The organism is Hydrogenophaga sp. T2 (assembly GCF_049843535.1).
Lineage (GTDB): Bacteria > Pseudomonadota > Gammaproteobacteria > Burkholderiales > Burkholderiaceae_C > Hydrogenophaga > Hydrogenophaga crocea.
This window is the reverse complement of record NZ_JBBHZJ010000002.1, coordinates 216,386-231,918: the sequence shown is the minus strand read 5'-3', so window position 1 is coordinate 231,918 and position 15,533 is coordinate 216,386. Positions and strand designations below refer to the sequence as shown.

The 15,533-nt window shown below is 70.8% G+C and carries 18 protein-coding genes; all 18 read left to right on the top strand.

All coding sequences use genetic code 11. The features are described 5' to 3' along the window. Positions 1 to 49 precede the first annotated feature (49 nt). The 18 genes from WDZ95_RS04650 to WDZ95_RS04565 all read left to right on the top strand — a co-directional run bounded on the left by WDZ95_RS04650 (position 50) and on the right by WDZ95_RS04565 (position 15,526). Positions 50 to 1,063, top strand: coding sequence for a Tim44 domain-containing protein (locus WDZ95_RS04650; protein ID WP_425777255.1), 1,014 nt, complete (start codon positions 50 to 52; stop codon positions 1,061 to 1,063). Positions 1,064 to 1,124: 61 nt separating this feature from the next. After that, positions 1,125 to 1,703 (top strand): hypothetical protein, encoded by a 579-nt coding sequence (locus WDZ95_RS04645; RefSeq protein ID WP_166230543.1) that lies wholly within the window; start codon positions 1,125 to 1,127, stop codon positions 1,701 to 1,703. Next, complete coding sequence (ubiB, locus tag WDZ95_RS04640; RefSeq protein WP_425776567.1) at positions 1,700 to 3,265, top strand: ubiquinone biosynthesis regulatory protein kinase UbiB; 1,566 nt, start codon at positions 1,700 to 1,702, stop codon at positions 3,263 to 3,265. The genes WDZ95_RS04645 and ubiB overlap by 4 nt, the downstream gene beginning before the upstream one ends. A 121-nt stretch (positions 3,266 to 3,386) precedes the next feature. After that, complete coding sequence (locus WDZ95_RS04635; protein ID WP_425776565.1) at positions 3,387 to 3,725, top strand: FmdB family zinc ribbon protein; 339 nt, start codon at positions 3,387 to 3,389, stop codon at positions 3,723 to 3,725. A gap of 9 nt (positions 3,726 to 3,734) precedes the next feature. After that, positions 3,735 to 4,409, top strand: a complete 675-nt coding sequence (locus WDZ95_RS04630; protein ID WP_425776563.1) for a DUF502 domain-containing protein — start codon at positions 3,735 to 3,737, stop codon at positions 4,407 to 4,409. 18 nt (positions 4,410 to 4,427) lie between these two features. Beyond that, on the top strand, positions 4,428 to 6,230 hold the full coding sequence (gene aspS / locus WDZ95_RS04625; protein WP_166230551.1) for an aspartate--tRNA ligase: 1,803 nt from the start codon (positions 4,428 to 4,430) through the stop codon (positions 6,228 to 6,230). A 132-nt stretch (positions 6,231 to 6,362) separates the two neighbouring features. Beyond that, positions 6,363 to 6,683: a DUF883 family protein gene (locus WDZ95_RS04620; protein WP_425776561.1), complete on the top strand. Its 321-nt coding sequence runs from the start codon at positions 6,363 to 6,365 to the stop codon at positions 6,681 to 6,683. 8 nt (positions 6,684 to 6,691) lie between these two features. Beyond that, the gene (locus WDZ95_RS04615) at positions 6,692 to 7,066 is read left to right on the top strand and encodes a phage holin family protein (protein ID WP_425776559.1); all 375 of its coding nucleotides are present in this window, start codon (positions 6,692 to 6,694) and stop codon (positions 7,064 to 7,066) included. Between the two features lie 13 nt (positions 7,067 to 7,079). Further along, positions 7,080 to 7,382: a hypothetical protein gene (locus tag WDZ95_RS04610; protein ID WP_425776557.1), complete on the top strand. Its 303-nt coding sequence runs from the start codon at positions 7,080 to 7,082 to the stop codon at positions 7,380 to 7,382. Further along, positions 7,375 to 7,851 (top strand): dihydroneopterin triphosphate diphosphatase, encoded by a 477-nt coding sequence (nudB, locus tag WDZ95_RS04605; protein WP_287468005.1) that lies wholly within the window; start codon positions 7,375 to 7,377, stop codon positions 7,849 to 7,851. The genes WDZ95_RS04610 and nudB overlap by 8 nt, the downstream gene beginning before the upstream one ends. 104 nt (positions 7,852 to 7,955) lie before the next feature. Continuing rightward, a complete protein-coding gene (locus tag WDZ95_RS04600) occupies positions 7,956 to 8,417 on the top strand; it encodes a hypothetical protein (RefSeq protein ID WP_425776555.1) in 462 nt (153 codons plus the stop codon). Positions 8,418 to 8,466: 49 nt separating this feature from the next. Further along, positions 8,467 to 9,201, top strand: coding sequence for an endonuclease/exonuclease/phosphatase family protein (locus tag WDZ95_RS04595; protein WP_166230563.1), 735 nt, complete (start codon positions 8,467 to 8,469; stop codon positions 9,199 to 9,201). Continuing rightward, positions 9,198 to 10,472 carry a cardiolipin synthase ClsB gene (gene clsB, locus WDZ95_RS04590; RefSeq protein ID WP_425776553.1) on the top strand — a complete coding sequence of 425 codons (1,275 nt, stop codon included), beginning with the start codon at positions 9,198 to 9,200 and terminating at the stop codon, positions 10,470 to 10,472. Before WDZ95_RS04595 ends, clsB begins: the two co-directional genes overlap by 4 nt. Before the next feature lie 8 nt (positions 10,473 to 10,480). After that, a complete protein-coding gene (locus WDZ95_RS04585; RefSeq protein ID WP_425776551.1) occupies positions 10,481 to 11,482 on the top strand; it encodes a ligase-associated DNA damage response exonuclease in 1,002 nt (333 codons plus the stop codon). Positions 11,483 to 11,564: 82 nt separating this feature from the next. After that, entirely contained in the window at positions 11,565 to 13,322 is a 1,758-nt protein-coding gene (locus WDZ95_RS04580; RefSeq protein WP_425776549.1) for an ATP-dependent DNA ligase, read from the top strand. A gap of 37 nt (positions 13,323 to 13,359) precedes the next feature. Next, entirely contained in the window at positions 13,360 to 14,091 is a 732-nt protein-coding gene (folE, locus tag WDZ95_RS04575; protein WP_425776547.1) for a GTP cyclohydrolase I, read from the top strand. A gap of 26 nt (positions 14,092 to 14,117) precedes the next feature. Further along, complete coding sequence (locus tag WDZ95_RS04570; RefSeq protein ID WP_166230569.1) at positions 14,118 to 14,540, top strand: BLUF domain-containing protein; 423 nt, start codon at positions 14,118 to 14,120, stop codon at positions 14,538 to 14,540. Between the two features lie 104 nt (positions 14,541 to 14,644). Beyond that, positions 14,645 to 15,526: an EamA family transporter gene (locus WDZ95_RS04565; protein ID WP_425776545.1), complete on the top strand. Its 882-nt coding sequence runs from the start codon at positions 14,645 to 14,647 to the stop codon at positions 15,524 to 15,526. Positions 15,527 to 15,533: the final 7 nt, after the last annotated feature.

Sequence of the window (15,533 nt, the reverse complement as noted above, 5' to 3'; positions counted from 1 at the left end):
CCCAGAATCGCTGGGTGGATTGTTCGATATCGATAAGGAGGCAAGGATGATGAACAAGCTGTGGTCCGTGTTGCTGGCCCTGACCCTCGCGGTCGGCTCGACCGATACGTTCGCCAAGCGCATGGGCGGGGGCTCGTCCATCGGGAAGCAATCGAGCAACGTCACGCAGCGCAACACCGCGCCGACGCAGACCACGCCGCCGGCCCAGCAGGCCGCGCCCGCGCAGGCCCCGCAGGCCGGCGCCGCGCAGCGCCCGGCCACGGCACCCGCCGCCGCCGCACCCAAGCGCCCCTGGGGCGCCATGCTCGGCGGCCTGGCCGCCGGCCTGGGCCTGGCCTGGCTCGCGTCCGCGCTCGGTTTCGGTGAAGCCTTCGCGCAGTTCCTGCTGTTCGCGCTGCTGGCCGTGGTGGTCATGGCGGTGATCGGCTTCGTGATGCGCCGCAAGGCGCCGGCCGCCGCGAACACCGGTCTGGCCTACCAGGGCGCGGGCAACGCCGGCGCCGCGCCGCGCGCGCCGGCGGATTTCGAGCCCACCATGCCGCGCAGCTACAGCCCCAAGAACGTGGGCAACGACGCCTCGGCCCGCCCCTGGGAGCGCAGTGCGCCCGCCAGTCTCGAGGGCGGCCACGGCGGTTCCATGATCGGCTCGGCCCTGCTGGGCCGCCAGACCTGGGGCATCCCGGCCGGCTTCGACACCGAAGGCTTTCTCAAGGCCTCCAAGACCAACTTCGTGAACCTGCAGGACGCCTGGGACCGCGCCGACATCCCCAGCCTGCGCGCCATGATGACCGACGACATGCTCGAGCAGATCCAGGCCCAGCTCGCCGAGCGCGAGCGCGACGCCCGCGGTGCGCCCAACAAGACCGAGGTGGTGATGCTCGAGGCACAGCTCCTGGGCATCGAAGAGACCGACGTGGACTACATGGCCAGCGTCGAGTTCTCGGGCCTGATCCGCGAGGACGCCTCGGCCGGCCCCAACCCGTTCCGCGAGGTCTGGAACATCACCCGCCCCAAGGCCGGTCCGGGCGGCTGGCTGGTGGCGGGCGTGCAGGCCCTGCAATAAGCCCTGCACCCGGCCCGGGGCACGCCGCCGGGCCGGCCTTATCCGTCAGAATCGGGTGGTCATGGCACATGTACCACCCGATTCCGTTTCCGGCACCCCCCTGCCGCCGCCCCTGAACCTGCTGCAGGACCTGCTGGGCGCGCTGCGCCCGCCCGCCTGGGCCGTGGACGAGTTGCAGAACCGCCTCGTGCTGTTGCTCAACCACGTGCTGCAGCAGGAGCCCGCGGCCACCGAGCGCCTGAAGCGCCAGGCCGGCAAAGCGATCCAGCTGCACTGGGGCGACTTCCACCTCATGCTCGCGCCCACGCGCGCCGGCCTGCTCGAGCGCTGTGACCCGGCATCGGCCACGCCCGAACTCCGGGTCACGCTCACCCAGACCTCGCCGATCGACATCGCGCAGCGCGTGCTCGCGGGCGACAAACCCGGTGTCGATATCCAGGGCGACGTGCAACTGGCCGCCGAGATCGCCTGGCTGGTCGACAACGTGCGCTGGGACGTGGAGGAAGACCTCTCGCGCATCGTCGGCGACGCCCCGGCCCATGCGCTCGTGGGCTTCGCACGGCGCGCGGCCGAGGCCGTCAAGGCCTTTGCCGAGCGCATGCCCCGCCCACCCGCGCGCAGCGCCAAGGTGGACCGGTGAGGCGGCTGCTGCGCGGCGCCTTCATCGTCTGGGTGGTGCTGCGGCACGGGCTCGACGAGCTCGTGCTCTCGAGCTTCGACCACCCCTGGCTGCGCCGGCTCACGCGCGTGCTCACGCTGGGCCGCCGGCTCGAGCAGCCGCGCGGCGTGCGCCTGCGCCTGGCGCTCGAAAGCCTGGGGCCCATCTTCGTGAAGTTCGGCCAGGTGCTGTCCACGCGGCGCGACCTGCTGCCGCCCGACATCGCCAACGAACTCGCGCTGCTGCAAGACCGCGTGCCACCGTTCCCGGCCGAGGTCGCCATCGCCACCATCGAGCGCGCCTACGGCCGCCCGCTCGACGAGGTTTTCAGCCATTTCGAGCGCGTGCCCGTGGCCAGCGCCTCGATCGCCCAGGTGCACTTCGCCACCTTGCGCAGTGGCCGCAGCGCAGGCCGCGAGGTCGCGGTGAAGGTGCTGCGGCCCCACATGCTGCACGTGATCGACAAGGACCTGTCGCTCATGCGCATGATGGCCGGCTGGCTCGAGCGGCTCTCGGCCGATGGGCGCCGCCTCAAGCCGCGCGAGGTGGTGGCCGAGTTCGACAAGTACCTGCACGACGAGCTCGACCTGCTGCGCGAGGCCTCCAACGCCGCCCAGCTGCGCCGCAACATGGCCGGGCTCGACCTGGTCATCATCCCCGAGGTGCACTGGGACTGGTGCCGCACCGAGGTGATGGTGATGGAGCGCATGAACGGCGTGCCCATCAACCGCGTCGACGAACTGCGTCGCCGCGGCGTGGACATCCACAAGCTCGCGCGCGACGGCGTCACCATCTTCTTCACCCAGGTGTTCCGCGACGGCTTTTTCCACGCCGACATGCACCCGGGAAACATCCAGGTGAGCCTGGAGCCGGCCACCTTCGGCCGCTACATCTCCCTCGACTTCGGCATCGTGGGCACGCTGACTGCCTTCGACAAGGAGTACCTGGCGCAGAACTTCACGGCGTTCTTCCGCCGCGACTACAAGCGCGTGGCCGAGCTGCACATCGAGTCGGGCTGGGTGCCGCCCGACACCCGGGTCGACGAGCTCGAGTCGGCCATTCGCGCGGTGTGCGAGCCGTACTTCGACCGGCCGCTGCGCGAAATCTCGCTGGGCATGGTGCTCATGCGCCTGTTCCAGACCTCGCGCCGCTTCCACGTCGAGATCCAGCCCCAGCTCGTGCTGTTGCAGAAAACCCTGCTCAACATCGAGGGCCTGGGCCGCGAACTCGACCCCGACCTCGACCTCTGGTCCACCGCCAAGCCCTTCCTGGAGCGCTGGATGCTCGAGCAGATGGGGCCGCAGAAGCTGCTGGCCCAGCTCAAGGCCGAAGCGCCCCAGTACGCCAAGCTGCTGCCGGCGCTGCCGCGCCTGCTGCACGACTACCTGCGCGATCGCCCGCAGGACCTGCGGCGCGAGATCGACGGCCTGATCGCCGAGCAGCGCCGCACCAATCGCCTGCTGCAGGCCATCGTCTACGGCGGCGTGGGCTTCCTGCTCGGGCTGCTGGCCATGCAGCTGCTGCTGCGCGTGCGCCTGTGGTGAGGCCGCCCGGGTGAGCCGCGCGCGCCCGGCAGGGGAACCCCCCCGGAATTTATAATCGCGGGCTTTGTCCGCCCGGGCCTGCGCGCCGGGGCGGCTTCCCCTTTTTCACTGCGTTCACGCCATGCCCATCTACGCCTACAAGTGCGGGTCCTGCGGCCATGCCAAGGACGTCCTGCAGAAGATCTCCGACGCCCCCCTCACCCAGTGCCCGGCCTGCGGTGCCGACGCCTTCCGCAAGCAGGTCACGGCCGCGGGTTTCCAGCTCAAGGGTTCCGGCTGGTACGTCACCGATTTCCGCGGCGGCAACACCAGCGGCGGCGCTGCCGGCTCGGCCGGCGAGTCCAAGAGCGCCGACGCTGCGGCCGCCCCGTCGGGCGAGAGCAAGCCCGCGGCCGCGCCGGCCCCGGCGAGCGCCCCCGCCGCCGCACCGGCCGGCGGCTCCGGCTCCTCGACCACCTGATCGGCCCGCATGACCGCCCTGCGCAAGTGGCTCTTCTCGGGACTGCTGGTCCTGGTGCCACTCATCGTCACCCTCTGGGTGATCGACTGGGTGGTCGGCACGCTCGACCTGACGCTCAACATCCTGCCGCCCGCCTGGCGGCCCGACGCCCTGCTGGGGGTGCACATCCCTGGCCTGGGCGTGGTGTTCGCGCTGGTCATCCTGCTGTCCATCGGGGCGCTCGCGTCCAACATCATCGGCAACCGCATCGTCAGCTGGTGGCATGCGCTGCTGCACCGGATTCCGGTGGTGCGTTCCATCTACTCGGGCGTCAAGCAGGTCTCCGACACGCTGTTCTCCGAGAAGGGCAACGCCTTTCGCAAGGCGGTGCTGGTGCAGTGGCCGCACGAAGGCATGTGGACCATTGCCTTCCTCACGGGCGCGCCCCAGGGCGAGGTGCTCGACACGCTGCAGGCCAAGCCCGGCCAGGACACGCTCACCGACGACTTCGTCAGTGTCTACGTGCCCACCACGCCCAACCCCACCGGCGGCTACTTCGTGCTGCTGCGCGCGCGCGACTGCGTTGAGCTCTCCATGAGCGTGGACGAGGCCCTCACCTACATCGTGTCCATGGGCGTGATCGTGCCCGGTGGGCCCAAGAACCCGAAGATCAAGCCCGCGGTGGTTGCCGCGGACCCCTCCTGAAAACAGAAAGAAGCCATCATGTCCATGCGCTCCCAATACTGCGGTCTGGTGACCGAGGCCCAACTGGGCCAAACCGTCACGCTGGCGGGCTGGGTGAACCGCCGCCGTGACCACGGTGGCGTGATCTTCATCGACCTGCGCGACCGCGAAGGCACGGTGCAGGTGGTCTGCGACCCTGACCGCCCCGAGATGTTCAAGACCGCCGAAGAGGTGCGCAACGAGTTCTGCGTGCAGGTGGTGGGTGTGGTGCGCGCGCGCCCCGAGGGCACGACCAACGACGGCATCAAGAGCGGCAAGGTCGAGGTGCTGTGCCACGAGCTCAAGGTGCTCAACCCCTCGGTCACGCCGCCGTTCCAGCTCGACGACGACAACCTCTCCGAGACCACGCGCCTCACGCACCGCGTGCTCGACCTGCGCCGCCCCTACATGCAGCGCAACCTCATGCTGCGCTACCGCGTGGCCATGGAGGTGCGCAAGTTCCTCGACGCCAACGGCTTCGTCGACATCGAAACCCCCATGCTCACCAAGAGCACGCCCGAAGGCGCGCGCGACTACCTCGTGCCCAGCCGCGTGCACGACGGCATGTTCTTCGCGCTGCCGCAGTCGCCCCAGCTGTTCAAGCAGCTGCTCATGGTGGCGGGCTTCGACCGCTACTACCAGATCACCAAGTGCTTCCGCGACGAAGACCTGCGCGCCGACCGCCAGCCCGAGTTCACGCAGATCGATATCGAGACCTCGTTCCTCACCGAGCAGGACATCCGCGACATGTTCCAGGGCATGATCAAGACGGTGTTCCAGAACACGCTGGGCGTTGACCTCGGCGAGTTCCCGGTCATGGCCTACAGCGAGGCCATGCACCGCTACGGCTCGGACAAGCCCGACCTGCGCGTGAAGATGGAGTTCACCGAGCTCACCGACGTCATGGCCGACGTGGACTTCAAGGTCTTCAGCGCGCCCGCGCAGATGAAGAACGGCCGCGTGGTGGCGCTGCGCGTGCCCGGCGGCGCCGAGATGAGCCGCAGCGAGATCGATGCCTACACCGAGTTCGTCAAGATCTACGGCGCCAAGGGCCTGGCCTGGATCAAGGTCAACGACATCACCAAGGGCCGCGACGGCCTGCAGAGCCCGATCGTGAAGAACCTGCACGATGCCGCGCTCGACGCGGTGCTGCAGCGCAGCGGCGCGCAGAACGGCGACATCCTGTTCTTCGGCGCCGACAAGGCCAAGGTCGTCAACGACGCCATCGGCAACCTGCGCATCAAGATCGGTCACAGCGAACTGGGCAAGAAGAACGGCCTGTTCGAAGACCGCTGGGCCCCGATGTGGGTGGTCGACTTCCCGATGTTCGAGTACGACGACGAGGCCGACCGCTGGACCGCGGTGCACCACCCCTTCACCGCGCCCAAGGACGGCCACGAGGACCTGATGGTCACCGACCCGGGCCGCTGCATCGCCAAGGGCTACGACATGGTGCTCAACGGCTGGGAGATCGGCGGCGGTTCGGTGCGCATCCACCGCGCCGACGTGCAGGCCAAGGTCTTCGACGCGCTCAAGATCGGTCCGGAAGAGCAGCGCATGAAGTTCGGCTTCCTGCTCGACGCGCTGCAGTACGGCGCGCCGCCGCACGGCGGCCTGGCCTTCGGCCTCGACCGCATCGTCACGCTCATGACGGGTGCCGAGTCCATCCGCGACGTGATCGCCTTCCCCAAGACCCAGCGCGCCCAGTGCCTGCTCACGCAGGCCCCGAGCCCGGTCGACGAGAAGCAGCTGCGCGAGCTGCACATCCGCCTGCGCAACCCCGACGCGGTCAAGCCGGCCTGAGGGGCCCTGTAGGACGATGCCGCAAAAGGCGCCTTCGGGCGCCTTTTTGCATGGAACCTGCGTATGCTTGTGTGGTCGCACCGTTGGTCCCCGTGATCGAACGTTTTCAACCGACTGGAAAAGGAGTCCGCCATGGCCGAAGCCCTCACCGATACCACCGCCAGCAAGAAGAAGCTCGTGCGCGACCTGCAACGCGTCATCAGCGACGCCGAAGAGCTGTTGCAGGCCACGGCCAGCGAGACCGAAGGCAAGGTGGTCGAAATGCGCGAGCGCATCCGCGAAAACCTCATGGCCGCCAAGCACAAGCTCGGTGACATCGAGGACACCATCGCCGCCAAGACCAAGGAGGCCGCGCGCGTGACCGACGAATACGTGCACGACCACCCCTGGCAGGCCATCGGCACCGCGGCGGGCGTGGGCCTGCTCATCGGTCTGCTGATCGGCCGCCGCTGACCCGGTTCATGGAGCCCTCCGCCCAACGCCTGTCGGCCTCGCTGCGCGGCCTGGCCGCCACCCTGGTCGAACTCGCGCAGGTTCGCCTCGAGCTGTTCAGCGTCGAGGCCCAGGAAGAGGTGCTGCGCGTGGCCAGCCTGGTCGCGTACGGCGCGATCGCGCTGGTGTGCATGGCGCTGGGTCTGGGCTTCCTGGCCATCCTGATCACCGTGGCCCTGTGGGACGAGCACCGGCTGCTGGCGCTGTCGGTGTTCACCGCGGTGTTTCTGCTCGCCGGCCTGATCGCGATGGCGCAGGCGCGCGAGCGCATCCGGCGTGGCTCGCGCCTGTTCTCGGCCAGCATCGAAGAGCTGCGCCAGGACCGCGAATCGCTCGAACCATGAACGGGGCGCCCGCATGACCGGCCTGCGTGCCCGCCAGCTCGCGCAGCGCCGCACGGCCCTGCGCGCGCGTTCGCGCGCGCTGCGGGCGCGCGCCGCGCTGCAGTCGCGTTCGCTCGAACCGGTGCTGACCTGGGCCGACCGCGTGCAGACCGCCTGGCAGTGGCTGCGCGGCTGGCCGCGCGAGGTGGTGCTGCCGCTGGCGGCGGCCTCGGGCCTGTGGATGGCGTGCAAACCCAGCCGCTTCCTCTCGGTGCCGCTGCGCCTGCTCTCGGTGTGGCGCCTGTGGCAGCGCCTCACCGCGGGCCGCCGTGCCTGAGCCCGCGCCCGCGCACAAGCTGCCCTGGTCGGTGCTGGTGGTGATCCACACGCCGGCGCTCGAGGTGCTGCTGATCGAACGCGCCGACGCGCCGGGCTTCTGGCAATCGGTCACCGGCTCGCGCGACCACCCCGACGAGGCCTTCGAGGCCACCGCCGTGCGCGAGGTGGCCGAGGAGACCGGGCTCGACGCGCGCGCACCCGGCCATGTGCTCAGCGACTGGGGCCTGGAGAACGTCTACGAGATCTACCCGCAGTGGCGCCACCGCTATGCACCGGGCGTGACGCACAACACCGAGCACCTGTTCGGCCTGTGCGTGCCGGCGCCGCGGCCCGTGCGGCTGAGCCCGCGCGAACACCGCGATCAGTGCTGGCTGCCGTGGCAGCAAGCCATGGAGCGCTGTTTTTCGCCCTCCAATGCCGAGGCCATCGGCTGGTTGCCGCGGCTCGGCGGCCTTCGAAGGCAGTAGGACCGTGCCACCCACCCGGACAGCGGCGCCGTTGTGCCCCTGGGCGCGCCTTGCCGGGCAGTGCGCGCGCACGCTGGCACGTCCTCACCGGATGGAGACCGGCCATGCTCACGATGCCCGAATCCGCCTCGGCCGCCGCGCGCGACGACCCGCACCTGCTCTCACTGCCCTGGATCTCGGCCGGGCGCATGCGCCTGGTGCGCGGCGACGTGCTGCGCTTCCGGCCCGATCCGCGGCGCCCGGGGCTGCAGGTCGCGGTCTTCGAGTGGCGGCTCGGCGACGGCGCCTGCCGCCGCGTGACGCTCGGCGTGCACCAGCGCCCCGCACAAGACTGGCTGCAGGACGAAGACGATGCCCTGGTGCTGATCGAACCGGCGGGTGCGCCCGGCTGGGCCGCGGCCCCGGGCGGTCTGCGCGAGCGCGTGCGGCTCACCGAGGGCGGCGGCTTCGCCTACCACCCGCTGCCCGGCTTCGTCGGCCGCGAGGCCTTTGCCTACCTGGACCAGGGCCGGAGCGAGACGCGCCTGACCCACGTCACCATCAGCCTGCAGCCGCCCCTGCACTGACCGCCCCCCGGCGCCCAAGGGGCGGGCGGTGCGTGCGATCATTCCGCGCATGAGCATCGTGCGCGTGGCCACGTACAACATCCACAAGGGCGTGCAGGGCCTGGGGCCGGCGCGCCGGCTCGAAATCCACAACCTCGCGCACGCGGTCGAGCAGTTCGACGCCGACATCGTCTGCCTGCAGGAGGTGCGCAGCCACCACCGCAAGTTCGAACGCTACTTCACGCGCTGGCCCGAACTCGACCAGGCCGGCTACCTCTCGCCCGAGGGCTACGAATCGGTCTACCGCACCAACGCGGTCACGCGGCACGGCGAGCATGGCAACGCGCTGCTCTCGCGCTGGCCGGTGATCAGCGTGGGCCATGCCGACGTGTCCGACCACCGCTTCGAGCAGCGCGGCCTGCTGCACGCGCAGCTGCTGGTCGAGGGCGTGGGCGTGCACGTGGTGGTGGTGCACCTGGGGCTGATCCACGCGAGCCGCGAACGGCAGGTGCAGCGCCTGGGCCAGTTCATTGCCCGCGAGGTGCCGCCCGATGCCCCGCTGGTGGTGGCGGGCGATTTCAACGACTGGAGCGCGCAGCTGCTCAAGCCCATGGCCGCGCTGGACCTGCACACCTTCGAGGGCATCCGGCTGCCCACCTATCCCTCGCGCCTGCCGCTGCTGCACCTCGACCGCATCTTCGCGCGCGGCCTGCGCCCCGTGTCGGCGCACGTGCCGCACGGCATGGCCTGGCGGCGCATGTCCGACCACCTGCCCCTGATCGCGGACCTGGAACTCGCGGCGTGAGACACGGGCATTCGAACCTGCAGGAGGGCCATCAGCTGCTGCTGCTGCGCGGGGGCGACGAGCTGTTTCCGGCCCTGGTCGAGGCCATGGACACGGCGCGCCAGGTGGTGCACCTGGAAACCTACATCTTCGAGTTCGCGGGCTCGGCGCTGCAGGTCGCCGAGGCGCTCGAACGAGCGGCCCGCCGCGGCGTCGCGGTGCGCCTGGTGGTCGACGGCGTGGGCACGCCCGCGGTGCCTGAGGCGTGGGCCCGCCGCTTCGACGCCGCCGGCGTGCAGTGGCGCATCTACGCGCCACTGGGCCGCCTGGGCCTGCTGCTGCCCAGCCGCTGGCGCCGCCTGCACCGCAAGCTCTGCGTGGTCGACGGCACGGTGGGTTTCTGCGGCGGCATCAACCTCATCGACGACCGCGACGACGTGGCCCTGGGCCGGCTCGACGAGCCGCGACTCGATTACGCGCTGCGCGTGGCCGGCCCGCTGGTGGCCGACATGGTCGCCACCATGGAGCAGCTCTGGTGGCGCATGCAGGCCACGCGCGAGGTGCGCCAGCGCGCCTTCGCCGCGGCCTGGAGCGCGCTGCGCGGCTCCAGCCCCGTGGGCGACTTTTCCAAGCTGCTGCGCAAGCTCGAAGCGCGCGCGCGCGGCCTGGCCGGCGAAGAAGACACGGACGCCGGCAGCTCGCTCGTGGGCGTGGACGACGCGCGCGCCGCGCTGCTGCTGCGCGACAACGTCTCGCACCGCCACGACATCGAGCGCGCCTACCTCAAGGCCATCGGCGACGCGCGCGCGCACATCATCATCGCCAACGCCTACTTCATCCCGGGCCGCAAGCTGCGCAAGGCCTTGTTCAAGGCGCGCGAGCGCGGCGTGCGTGTGCGGCTGCTGCTGCAGGGGCGCTACGAGAACTTCTTCCAGTACCGCGCGGCGCGGCCGGTGTTCAAGCGCCTGGTCAACGCGGGCATCGAGGTCTGCGAGTACGCGCCGAGCGCGCTGCACGCCAAGGTGGCGGTGATCGACCAGCGCTGGGCCACCGTGGGCTCGACCAACCTCGACCCGCTGTCGCTGTTGCTCGCGCGCGAGGCCAACGTGGTCACCATCGACCGCCGCTTCGGCGCGCTGCTGCACGACTGCCTCGACGACATCGTGTGCCACCGCAGCACGCCGGTGGACGCGGCCGCGCTCAACGCGCGGCGCTGGCACGACCGGCTGCTCGACCGCATGGCCTTCGGCATCATGCGCACGCTGCTGTTCCTCACCGGGCACCGCTACTGAGGCCGGCCATGGACCTGATCGTCCAGCGCCCCGAGGGCCTGTACTGCCCGCCCGGCGATTTCCACATCGACCCCTGGCGCCGCGTGGACCGCGCGGTGATCACCCACGCGCACGCCGACCACGCGCGGCCCGGCCACGGCCACTACCTTGCCGCTGCACCCGGCGAAGGGCTGCTGCGTTCGCGCCTGGGCGAGGGCATCGCGCTGCAGACCCTGGCCTATGGCGAGGCCGTGGTGCACAACGGGGTGCGCATCTCGCTGCACCCCGCGGGCCATGTGCTGGGGTCGGCCCAGGTGCGTGTGGAACACGAAGGCCGCGTGTGGGTGGCCAGCGGCGATTACCGCACCACGCCCGCGGGCGCCGTGCCCGACCGCACCTGCGCGCCCTTCGAGCCCGTGTGCTGCCACACCTTCATCACCGAATCCACCTTCGGCCTGCCGATTTACCGCTGGCGGCCCGACGCCGAGCTGTTCGCGGAGATCAACACCTGGTGGGCGCGCAACGCCGAGGCCGGCCGCGCGAGCGTGCTGCAGTGCTACAGCCTGGGCAAGGCGCAGCGCATCCTGGCCAACGTCGACGCCTCCATCGGCCCCATCGTGTGCCACGGCGCGGTCGAGCCGCTCAACCGCGCGTACCGCGCAGCGGGTGTGCCGTTGCCCGAGACCCGGCTGGTCACCGAGGTGAGCGACAAGGCCACGTTGCAGCGCGCGCTGGTGCTGTGCCCGGGCAGCGCCGTGGGCACGCCCTGGATCCGCCGCTTCGGCGACGTCAGCGACGCCTTCGCCAGCGGCTGGATGCAGATCCGCGGCTGGCGCCGCCGCGGCGGCCAGGACCGCGGCTTCGTGCTCAGCGACCACGCCGACTGGCCCGGCCTGCTTTCGGCCATCGGCGCCAGCGGGGCCGAGCGCGTGATCGTCACGCACGGCAGCGTGCCGGTGCTGGTGCGTTACCTGCAGGAGCAGGGCCTGCAGGCCGAGTCCTTCGAGACCGAGTACGGCGACGAGGCATGAGCCCCCACGCTCCGCACTTCGTGTCGTCGCTGCCCCCCGAGGGGGCTGATCCGGCTTGGGGCGGCTCGGCGCCGGATCGCCCATGAAGCGCTTTGCCGCCCTGTTCGCCGAGCTCGACGCCAGCACCGCCACCAACGACAAGGTGGCCGCGCTGGTGCGCTACCTGCGCGAGGCGCCGGCCGAAGACGCGGCCTGGGCCGTGTACTTCCTGGCCGGCGGCAAGCCGCGCCAGCTGATCCGCACCGCGCAGCTCAAGGCCGTGGCGCTGCAGGCCTCGGGCCTGCCCGAATGGCTGTTCGAGGCCAGCTACCAGGCGGTGGGCGACCTCGCCGAAACCATTTCGCTGGTGCTGCCCGCGCCCAGCGCGCCCGCGCCCGACCTGGGCCTGGACGGCTGGATGCAGCAGCGCCTGCTGCCGCTGCGCGGCGCCGACGAGGCCCGCGTGGCCGAGGCGCTCACGGCCTGGTGGCGCGAGCTCGACGCCATGGGCCGCTTCCTGCTGGTCAAGCTGGTCGGTGGCGGTTTCCGCGTGGGCGTGAGCAAGCTGCTGGTGCAGCGCGCCATCGCCGAGCACGCGGGGCTGGACGCCAAGCTCGTGGCGGCCCGCATGATGGGCTACACCGACAGCAAGCGCGCGCCCACGGCCGCCGCCTGGCAGGCCCTGGTGGCGCCGGCCGACGCCGACCGGGCCGAAGCGCGCGAGCCCAGCCAGCCCCACCCCTTCTTCCTCGCGCACCCGCTCGCGGGCGACCCGGCGCTCGCGCTGGGCGAGGCGCGCGACTGGCTGGCCGAATGGAAGTTCGATGGCATCCGCGGCCAGATCGTCAAGCGCGCAGGCCAGGTCTGGGTCTGGTCGCGCGGCGAAGAGCTCATGACCGATCGCTTCCCCGAGCTCGTGCGGCTGGCCGCGGGCTGGCCCGACGGCACCGTGGTCGACGGCGAGATCCTGGCCTGGGACGCGCAGGGCGAGCCGCTCGCGGGCGCTGACCATGCGGGCCGGCCCGCACCCTTCGCGCTGCTGCAGCAGCGCATCGGCCGCAAGACCCTGGGCCCCAAGGTGCTCGCGGCCGCGCCCGTGGGCTTCATCGCCTACGACCTGCTCGAAGACCAGGGCCGCGATCAGCGCGCGCTGCCCCAGCACACGCGCCGCGCCGCGCTCGAGGCCTTCGCGGCCGGGCGGGTGCCGCCGCTGCCGCTGTCGCCGCTGGTCCAGGCCGGTGACTGGGCCACGCTCGCGGCGCAGCGCGCGCGCTCGCGCGAACTCGGCGTCGAGGGCCTGATGCTCAAGCACCGCGAGAGCGCCTACGGCACGGGCCGCGTCAAACGCGCGGGCGAGGGCGAGCGGCTGGCCTGGTGGAAGTGGAAGATCGACCCGCTCACCGTGGACGGCGTGCTGATCTACGCCCAGGCCGGCCACGGCCGCCGCGCCTCGGTCTACACCGACTACACCTTCGCGGTCTGGAACCGCCGGCCGCGCGACGCCGCCGAAGCGCAGGCCGTGGTGCAGGCCATCGCCGAGCGCCGCCCGGCCGACCCCGAGGGCCTGCAGCTCGTGGCCTTCACCAAGGCCTACTCGGGCCTCACCGACGCCGAATTCCGCGCGGTCGACGCGGTGATCCGCCAGACCACGCTCGAAAAATTCGGCCCGGTGCGCAGTGTGCGGCCCACCCTGGTGTTCGAGCTGGCCTTCGAAGGCATCGCGCGCAGCCCGCGCCACAAGAGCGGTGTGGCGCTGCGCTTCCCGCGCATGCTGCGCCTGCGCGAAGACAAGCCGCTGCACGAGGCCAACACCCTGGCCGACCTCGAGGCCCTGCTCGCGCCGGGCCCGAATGCCCCCTGAAACACCGGGCCTGAAGGGGCGGGTGATAGCATCGCCCATGCTCATGAAGACCGACCCCGACCAGTCCCCCGGCCCCGCGCCCCGCGGCGATGAAGAGGGCGTGCCCGTCTCCGTGAAGATCCGCGAGCGGCTCAAGGCCGCGCGCCACCGCTTCCACTCCAACGACAACATCGCCGAGTTCATCCAGCCCGGCGAGCTCGAGCAGCTGCTCGACGAGGTCACGCAGAAGATGCAGGGCGTGCTCGAGTCGATGGTGATCGACACCGAGAGCGACCACAACACCGGCGACACCGCGCGCCGCGTGGCCAAGATGTACCTCAAGGAGGTCTTCGCGGGCCGCTACATCAAGGGTCCGTCGGTCACCGAATTCCCCAACGCCGAGCACCTCAACGAGCTCATGATCGTGGGCCCGATCACGGTGCGCAGCGCCTGCAGCCACCACTTCTGCCCGGTGATCGGCCGGCTGTGGATCGGCGTGATGCCCAACGAGCACACCAACGTCATCGGCCTGTCCAAGTACGCGCGCCTGGCCGAGTGGATCATGGGCCGCCCGCAGATCCAGGAAGAGGCCGTGATCCAGCTCGCCGACCTGATCCAGGAAAAGACCCAGCCCGACGGCCTGGCGCTGGTAATGGAAGCCAGCCACTACTGCATGGCCTGGCGCGGCGTGAAGGACATGGACAGCAAGATGATCAACTCGGTCATGCGCGGCGTGTTCCTCAAAGACGCCAACCTGCGCCGCGAATTCCTTGCCCTCGTTCCCCGCTGAACCCCGCCGAATCCCGGGACACCACCATGCTCGTCCGCCTGCTCTACGTCAGCCGTGCCACCGACAAGGACGCGCGGGCCATCGAAAGCATCCTCGACCAATCCCGCCACCACAACGTGTCCAACGGCATCACCGGTGTGCTGTGCTACGGCGGGGGCATCTTCCTGCAGGCCATCGAGGGCGGCCGCGCCGCGGTGAACACGCTCTACAACCACATCGTGGCCGACAAGCGCCACACCGACGTGGTGCTGCTGCACTACCAGGAAATCACCGAGCGCCGCTTCGGCGGCTGGACCATGGGCCAGGTGAACCTGGCCAAGCTCAACACCTCCATCGTGCTCAAGTACTCCGAGCGCCCCGAGTTCGATCCCTACGCGGTGTCGGGCGCGGTCTCGCTCGCGCTGCTCGAAGAGCTGATGGCCACGGCGAGCATCATCGGCCGCGCGTGAACGTGGGCCCCCACGCTCCGCACTTCGTGTCGTCGCTGCCCCCCGAGGGGGCGCAGGCCTCCCTTGGGGCGGCCCGGCGGAAGGCCTGACCCGCGCCGGGCGCGATGCCGGTCGACGCCTTCCTGCTCATCCTGCTGGCCGGCCTGATCCACGCCGGCTGGAACATCGCCGCCAAGCACGCCGGCGGCGACGCGCGCTTCGCCTTCTTTTCCTCGGTGCTGGTGGCCCTGGTATGGCTGCCCGTGGGCCTGTGGTTCGCGCGCGGCGTGGTGGGGCAGTGGGGTGCGATCGAATGGGCCATGGTGGTGGCCAGCGGCGTGATCCACGTCTTCTATTTCATCACCCTGCTGCGGGGCTACCGGCGCGCCGACCTCACCGTGGTCTACCCGCTGGCGCGTGGCAGCGGGCCGCTGGTCACGGCGCTGGTCGCGGTGCTGTTCCTCGGCGAATCGCTGAGCGGCCTGGGCGCGCTGGGCCTGCTGGCCGTTGTCGGGGGCGTGTTTCTGATCGCGGGCGGCCCGGGCCTGTGGCGCGCCGCGCACGACCCGGCGGCGCGCGAGCGCGTGCACAAGGGCATCGCCTACGGCGCGCTCACCGGGGTCTTCATCGCGGGCTATTCGGTGGTCGACGGTTATGCCGTGAAGGTGCTGCTGATGTCGCCCATCCTGGTCGACTACATGGGCAACCTGGTGCGCGTGGTGCTGTTCCTGCCCGTGGTGCTGCGCGACCGCCCCGAGGCGCTGCGGCTGTGGCGCCTGCAATGGAAACACGCGCTGCTGGTGGCGGTGTTCAGCCCCATCGCCTACGTGCTGGTGCTGTTCGCCATGCAGCGCGCGCCGCTGTCGCACGTGGCGCCCGCGCGCGAGGTCTCCATGCTGTTCGCCGCCCTGATCGGCGGCCACCTGCTGCGCGAAGGCGACCGCGCGCTGCGCCTGGTGGGTGCGGTCTGCATCGCGCTGGGCGTGGTGGCGCTCGGCCTGGCCTGATCCGATC